We start from the raw sequence: 6001 nt of genomic DNA on the forward strand, positions 1-6001 counted from the left end.
GCCTACGGCGTGGCCCCGCCTACGGCGTGGCCCCGGAGCGCTACACGCAGGCCCTGCGCGGCGAGGCGGTACAGAAGAAGGTCGATGCCGCCCGTGCCTTCGCCCAGCGCACCCAGGTGCCTGGCACCCCGGCCATCATCATCAATGGCCAGTACCTGGTCCGTGGCAAGAGCTTCGACGACCAGCTGCGCATCGCCTCGGCGCTGATCGCCCAGGCCCGCGCCGCCCGCGGCCGCTGAACCAACACACACCATCGACACGGCGCTGTCGCCGCCGCATGTCATCATTTCCCTCTGGCCGGCGCCTGACGCCGGCCCCACCTTTCCAGATGCTGGAGACGCTTCCATGAAGACCCGTTTCGCCGCCCTCGCCCTCGCAGCGCTGCTGCCGATCCTGGCGGCCTGCAAGGCCGACGATGGCACCACCAACACCTCCGCCCCGGCAGAACCGGCAGCGACCCCGGCCAGCACCGAACCGGCCGCGCCGGCCGCAGGCGGCGAAGCCGCTGCACCGGCTGCCGAAGGTGACAAGACCGCTGCCAGCGCTGCACCTGCCCCGACCACCGCCGCGCTGACCGGCCCGGCCCCGGTGGAAGGCGCCGACTACCAGCTGATCCCGAACGGCCAGCCGTTCCAGCCGGCCGCCGGCAAGGTCGAAGTGGTCGAGATCTTCGGTTACGTCTGCCCGGCCTGCGCTGCGTTCCAGCCGCTGGTCGGCCCGTGGAAGGCTGGCCTGCCGAGCGATGTGAACTTCGTCTACGTGCCGGCCATGTTCGGCGGCACCTGGGACAACTACGCCCGTGCCTTCTACGCCGCACAGACCCTGGGCGTGCAGGAGAAGACTCACGAAGCGCTGTACTCGGCCATCCACTCGCAGAAGACCCTGAAGGGCGAGCGCGGTGCTGATTCGGTCGATGACATCGCCAAGTTCTATGGTGCCTACGGCGTGGATCCGAAGCAGTTCGCCGCCACCATGGGCAGCTTCGCGGTCAATGCCAAGACCAACTCGGCCAAGCAGTTCGCCCAGCGCAGCCAGATCAGCGGCACCCCGTCGATCATCGTCAACGGCAAGTACCTGGTGAAGGGCAAGAGCTTCCCGGACATGCTGCGCATTGCCGACCACCTGATCGCCCGCGAACGCGGTGCGGCCCAGGCTCACTGATCAAAGAGACGTTTTCCCGGCCGTGACTTCCCCCACAACACGGACCCTGCGCTTGCTGACGGCCAACATCCAGGCCGGCTCAAGTACCCGCCGCTACAGCGACTATGTGACCCGCAGCTGGTCACATGCGCTGCCGGCGGGTCGCAAGCGCAGCAGCCTTGACGCGATTGCCACTTTGGCGCGCGGTCATGACATCGTCGGCCTGCAGGAGGCCGACCCGGGCAGCCTGCGCTCGGGCTTCACCAACCAGACCCATTACCTGGCCCAACGCGCCGGCTTCAATTACTGGAGCCACCAGCCGAACCGGCGCATGGGTGGCGTCGCCTCCAGCGCCAACGGCCTGCTGAGCAAGCTGGAACCGGTGGAAGTGCAGGACCACGCCCTGCCCGGCCGTATCGGCGGGCGCGGCGTGCTGCTGGCCAAGTTCGGCGATGGCCGCGATGGCCTGGCCGTTGCGGTAGCGCATCTGTCCTTGGGCGCCGGTTCGCGGATGGCCCAGCTCGGCTTCATTGCCGAGCTGTTGTCCGACCACCCCAATGCGGTGCTGATGGGCGACTTCAACTGCCTGGCCGAACGTCCGGAAATGCAGGTGCTGTACCAGAAGACCCGGCTGCAGCCGCCCGGCTGCATCGTGCCGACCTTCCCCAGCTGGCGCCCCGACCGCGCCATCGACCACATCCTGGTCAGCAGCGGCCTGCAGACCCGCACCGTGGAAGCGGTGCCCGCTGCGTTCTCCGACCATCTTGCCTTGGCGATGGCAATCGACGTCCCGGCCGACGCCCTGCGCTGAGCCCTGCCGCTGCGCTCGCCGGGCATGGCCCGGCGCTACCGCCCCTGGTAAGGGCCCAACCTTGGTTGGAAAGCTGCCCTGGTGGTGCGGACCCCGTTGGCAGGCTGAGCTGGTGGGTGCGGACCGTTGGCAGGCTGACCTGGTGGGTGCGGACCGTTGGTCCGCACGCTCTCCGCCGGGCATGGCCCAGCGCTACCCCGCCTGCGCCACCGGCACCTTCAACCGCCGTGCGGTCATCGTGCTGCCCACCGAGGCCAGTACCGTGCAGCCGATGGCCAGCCACTGCAGGCCATGCAGGTGCTCATGCAGCAGCAGCATCGCCCACAGCGCGGCCACCGCCGGTTCCATGCTGATCAGGATGCCGAAGGTCTCCTTGGGCAGGCGCTTGAGCGCCATCATTTCCAGTGACATCGGGATCGCGCTGGACACCAGCGCCACCACCAGCCCGGCCAGCAGGATCTTCGGCTCCAGCAACGCCGCGCCGGCATGCACCACGCCCACCGGCACCACCACCAGCGACGCGGCCAGCAGCCCCAGCGACACCGAATGCCCGGCGTGCAGGTGGCCGGCGCGCTTGCCGAACACGATGTACAGGCCCCAGCACGCTGCCGCCCCCATGGCGTACAGCACGCCCACCGGGTCCAGTGCCGGGCCGCCGCCGATCGGCAGCAGCAACAGCAGCCCGACCGCCGCGCAACCCACCCACAGGAAATCGATCGGCCGCCGCGACGACAGCATCGCCACCGTCAACGGGCCGGTGAATTCGATGGCCACCGCGATGCCGAACGGGATCGTGCGCAAGGCCATGTAGAACAACAGGTTCATCAGGCCCAGGGTGAGGCCGTAGCGCAGGATGGTGACCGCATCCACGCGGCTGGTCTTCCAGCGCCATGGCCGCCAGAACAGCAGCAGCAACAACGCCGAAAAGCCCACGCGCAGCGCGCTGGTGCCCTGCGCGCCGATCAACGGAAACAGCTGCTTGGCGTAGGAGGTACCAATGGCCAGTGCGGTGACCGAGCCGAGCACCGCCAGCGCCGGCAACATCGGCGCGATTCGAGAAGTCTGCATGCCGCCAGTCTATTGCGTCGGCGGCGAGCACTTGGCTCAATTGACGGCCCGTCCGTGCAACTTCTGCTCACCATGGCCACCGCCCCCGTGCTGGACAGCTTCGACCGCGCCATCCTCGCCCTCCTGCAGCAGGACAACACCCTGCCGCAGCGGCAGATCGCCGAAGCCGTGCACCTGTCCACGCCGGCGGTGCAGCGGCGGATCAGGCGCCTGCAGGACAGCGGGGTGATCGCCGCCAACGTGGCGGTGATCGACGCTGCGAAAATCGGCCGGCCATTGACCATCATCGTCGAGGTGCGCGTGGTCAGCGAACAGCGCGAGAAGGTCGCCCCGTTCCGCCGCCGCGTGCAGGACGACCCTGCCGTGCAGCAGTGTTACTCGATCACCGGCGACGGCGATTTCCTGCTGCTGCTCTCGGCGGCATCGATGGAGGAATACGAGGCGATCACCGAGCGCTTGTTCGGCGGTGATGACAACATCGAGCGCTTCCGCACGTCGGTGGCGCTGGGCACGTTGAAGCGCGGGTTCGACGTGCCGCTGACATGACGCAGATGCCGTCGAGCCTGTCCTGCTCCTACACTGGTGACGCATGAACACCGCTTCCCCCTCCAACGCCAGACGCCTGCGCCGCTGGTTGCTGCGTGGCGCCTTCCTGCTGATCCTGGTCATCGCGGCGATGGCCTTCTGGAACAGCCCGTGGGCTGCCGCACCGAAGATGCTGTGGACACTCTCGCGCATGCCACCGGCCACGCAACTGCCGGTGCCGGTGGACGGCGTGCGGCCCCGGCAGATCGCCGATACCTTCGGCGCACCGCGCGGGCGCGACCGCACGCACGCGGGTATCGACATCTTCGGCAAGCGCGGCACGCCGGTGCGCAGCGCTACCCCCGGCGTTGTCGCCGACATCCGCGACAGCGGACTCGGTGGCCGCCAGGTCTGGGTGATCGGGCCGGGACGCGAGCGCTATTACTACGCGCACCTGGAAGACTGGGCCGATGGCCTGGCGCGCGGCCAGGTGGTGCAACCCGGCGACCTGCTCGGCCATGTTGGCGACAGCGGCAACGCCAAGGGCACGCCGCCCCATCTGCATTGGGGCATCTATGGCGCCGACGGCGCGCGGGACCCGCTGCCGCTGCTGCAACCGCAGAGCACCCGCTGACGGCAACCGAGCCGAGCCGCGAGGCCGCACGCGTTTGCTCATGATTTGTAAATAGGAATAGTTCGTATTACCATTTCTTTCGTTTCCGGTGGTGCCAGGACGGCCTGCCCGCCCTTCCCCTACCCGTAGCGCCTCGACTCCTGGATGACGGCCGAACGCGCGTGCCCGTTGCAGGAATCCGCATGATCCGTCCCGCCTTCCGTACCCCGCAGCCGCAGCGGCTGTCCGTTGCCGTGCTCGTCGCGCTCTGCGCCGTCGCACCCACCGCTTTCGCCGAAACCGCCACCGACCCGACCACCCTCGACAAGGTCGTAGTAAAGGGCGAGCGCGCCGAAGGCTATTCGGTGCGCCGTACCTCGGCCGGCACCCGCTTCGACCTGGCGCCGCGCGAGATCCCGCAGTCGGTCAGCATCATCAGCCACCAGCGCATCGAAGATCAGCAGCTGGACGACATCATCGACGTGCTGGGCAACACCACCGGCGTCACCAGCACCCAGTCCGACAGCGAGCGCACCGAGTTCTATGCGCGCGGCTTCTACATCGATGCGTACCAGTTCGATGGCCTGCCCACGCAGATGGTGCAGAACTGGAGCTACGGTGACTCCGGCCTGGACCTGGCCCTGTATGACCGCGTGGAAGTGGTGCGTGGCGCCACCGGCCTGCTCAGCGGCGCCGGCAATCCTTCCGCCTCGGTGAACCTGATCCGCAAGCACGCCGACAGCGCCGAACTGACCGGCAGCGTGTCGGTCAACGTCGGCAGCTGGGGCCGCACCCGCACCACCGTGGACGTGGGCAGCGCACTCAACGCCAGCGGCACCGTACGCGGCCGGGTGATCGGCAGCTACCTGGACACCGATGGGCAGATGGACCGCTACAACCAGCGCAAGACGCTGGGCTATGCGGTGATCGACGCCGACCTGACCCCGGATACCCAGCTCAGCGTGGGCTACGACTACCAGCAGAAGCGCGCCAACGGCGCGACCTGGGGTGGCTTCCCGATGCTGTACTCCGACGGCAGCGCGACCCCGTACGACGAATCGTTCAACGCCAGCCCGAACTGGACCTACTGGGACACCACCAGCAAGCGCGCGTTCGCCACCCTGCAGCACGCCTTCAGCAACGGCTGGAAGTTCAAGATCGGCGCAACGCATGACCAGACCAAGGCCGACGACAAGCTGTTCTACCCTGCGTACAACGATTGGACCACCGGCGCCTCGAACTTCGACAAGACCACCGGTGCAGGCATTTCGCCGTCCGCAGGCTTCTACAACACCGAGCGCAAGGTCACCGGTGTCGATGGCTATGTTGATGGTCCGTTCCAGCTGTTCGGCCGCGAGCACCAGTTCATGGCCGGGCTGAGCTACAACAAGCGCGACTACGCCAACTACGGCGACTACCAGGTCGGCGGCGCCGGCCAGAGCTGGGACCCGTTCGCCAGTTACCTGAACTGGACGGGCAACATCAGCGAGCCGAACTGGAACCCGCTGGCGCTGGCCAGCGAGGGCACCATCACCCAGAAGGCCGGCTATGCCGCCGCACGCCTGTCGCTGGCCGATCCGTTGAAGCTGATCATCGGCGCGCGCTACACCGACTGGAAGAGCGAGGGCGAAGGCGCAGATCGCGAGCACAAGGTGACCACGCCGTATGCCGGCCTCGTGTTCGACATCAACGACACCTACTCGACGTACACCAGCTACACCGAGATCTTCCAGCCGCAGACGTTGAAGGACCGCAACGGCAGCTATCTGGACCTACGAAGTGGGCGTCAAGGGCGCCTGGTTCGAAAGGGCGCCTGGTTCGACAACCGTTTGAATGCCTCGCTG

Annotated in this window: 7 protein-coding genes; 6 read left to right on the forward strand and 1 reads right to left on the reverse strand. The window is 67.6% G+C overall.

Translation table 11 applies throughout. From position 1 onward, the window contains the following. From AC1VAN_RS08300 to AC1VAN_RS08310, 3 genes are all read left to right on the forward strand, one after another. Window positions 1–239: DsbA family protein (locus tag AC1VAN_RS08300; protein ID WP_480985616.1), on the forward strand; the 239-nt coding region annotated here is incomplete at its 5' end. A gap of 106 nt (window positions 240–345) precedes the next feature. Continuing rightward, window positions 346–1161, forward strand: coding sequence for a thiol:disulfide interchange protein DsbA/DsbL (locus tag AC1VAN_RS08305; RefSeq protein WP_025878665.1), 816 nt, complete (start codon window positions 346–348; stop codon window positions 1159–1161). A 52-nt stretch (window positions 1162–1213) separates the two neighbouring features. Further along, window positions 1214–1951, forward strand: a complete 738-nt coding sequence (locus tag AC1VAN_RS08310) for an endonuclease/exonuclease/phosphatase family protein (RefSeq protein WP_025878666.1) — start codon at window positions 1214–1216, stop codon at window positions 1949–1951. 192 nt (window positions 1952–2143) lie between these two features. Here the strand turns inward: AC1VAN_RS08310 and AC1VAN_RS08315 are convergent, their stop codons facing one another. Next, complete coding sequence (locus AC1VAN_RS08315) at window positions 2144–3019, reverse strand: EamA family transporter (protein WP_025878667.1); 876 nt, start codon at window positions 3017–3019, stop codon at window positions 2144–2146. Window positions 3020–3091: 72 nt separating this feature from the next. On the opposite strand from AC1VAN_RS08315, the gene AC1VAN_RS08320 reads away from it, so the two are divergent. The 3 genes from AC1VAN_RS08320 to AC1VAN_RS08330 all read left to right on the forward strand — a co-directional run. After that, on the forward strand, window positions 3092–3565 hold the full coding sequence (locus AC1VAN_RS08320; RefSeq protein WP_025878668.1) for an Lrp/AsnC family transcriptional regulator: 474 nt from the start codon (window positions 3092–3094) through the stop codon (window positions 3563–3565). Between the two features lie 43 nt (window positions 3566–3608). Continuing rightward, window positions 3609–4178: a M23 family metallopeptidase gene (locus AC1VAN_RS08325; RefSeq protein ID WP_032975400.1), complete on the forward strand. Its 570-nt coding sequence runs from the start codon at window positions 3609–3611 to the stop codon at window positions 4176–4178. 182 nt (window positions 4179–4360) lie between these two features. Then, a partial coding sequence (locus tag AC1VAN_RS08330) for a TonB-dependent siderophore receptor (RefSeq protein WP_480985617.1) occupies window positions 4361–6001 on the forward strand: 1641 nt, incomplete at its 3' end.

Source organism: Stenotrophomonas sp. 05L44_2 (assembly GCF_056665995.1).

Excerpts from the sequence above, each read along its gene's own strand:
- AC1VAN_RS08315 (WP_025878667.1), bottom strand. The coding sequence starts at position 3,019 with ATGCAGACTTCTCGAATCGCGCCGATGTTGCCGGCGCTGGCGGTGCTC.
- AC1VAN_RS08325 (WP_032975400.1), top strand. The coding sequence starts at position 3,609 with ATGAACACCGCTTCCCCCTCCAACGCCAGACGCCTGCGCCGCTGGTTG.
- AC1VAN_RS08305 (WP_025878665.1), top strand. The coding sequence starts at position 346 with ATGAAGACCCGTTTCGCCGCCCTCGCCCTCGCAGCGCTGCTGCCGATC.
- AC1VAN_RS08320 (WP_025878668.1), top strand. The coding sequence starts at position 3,092 with ATGGCCACCGCCCCCGTGCTGGACAGCTTCGACCGCGCCATCCTCGCC.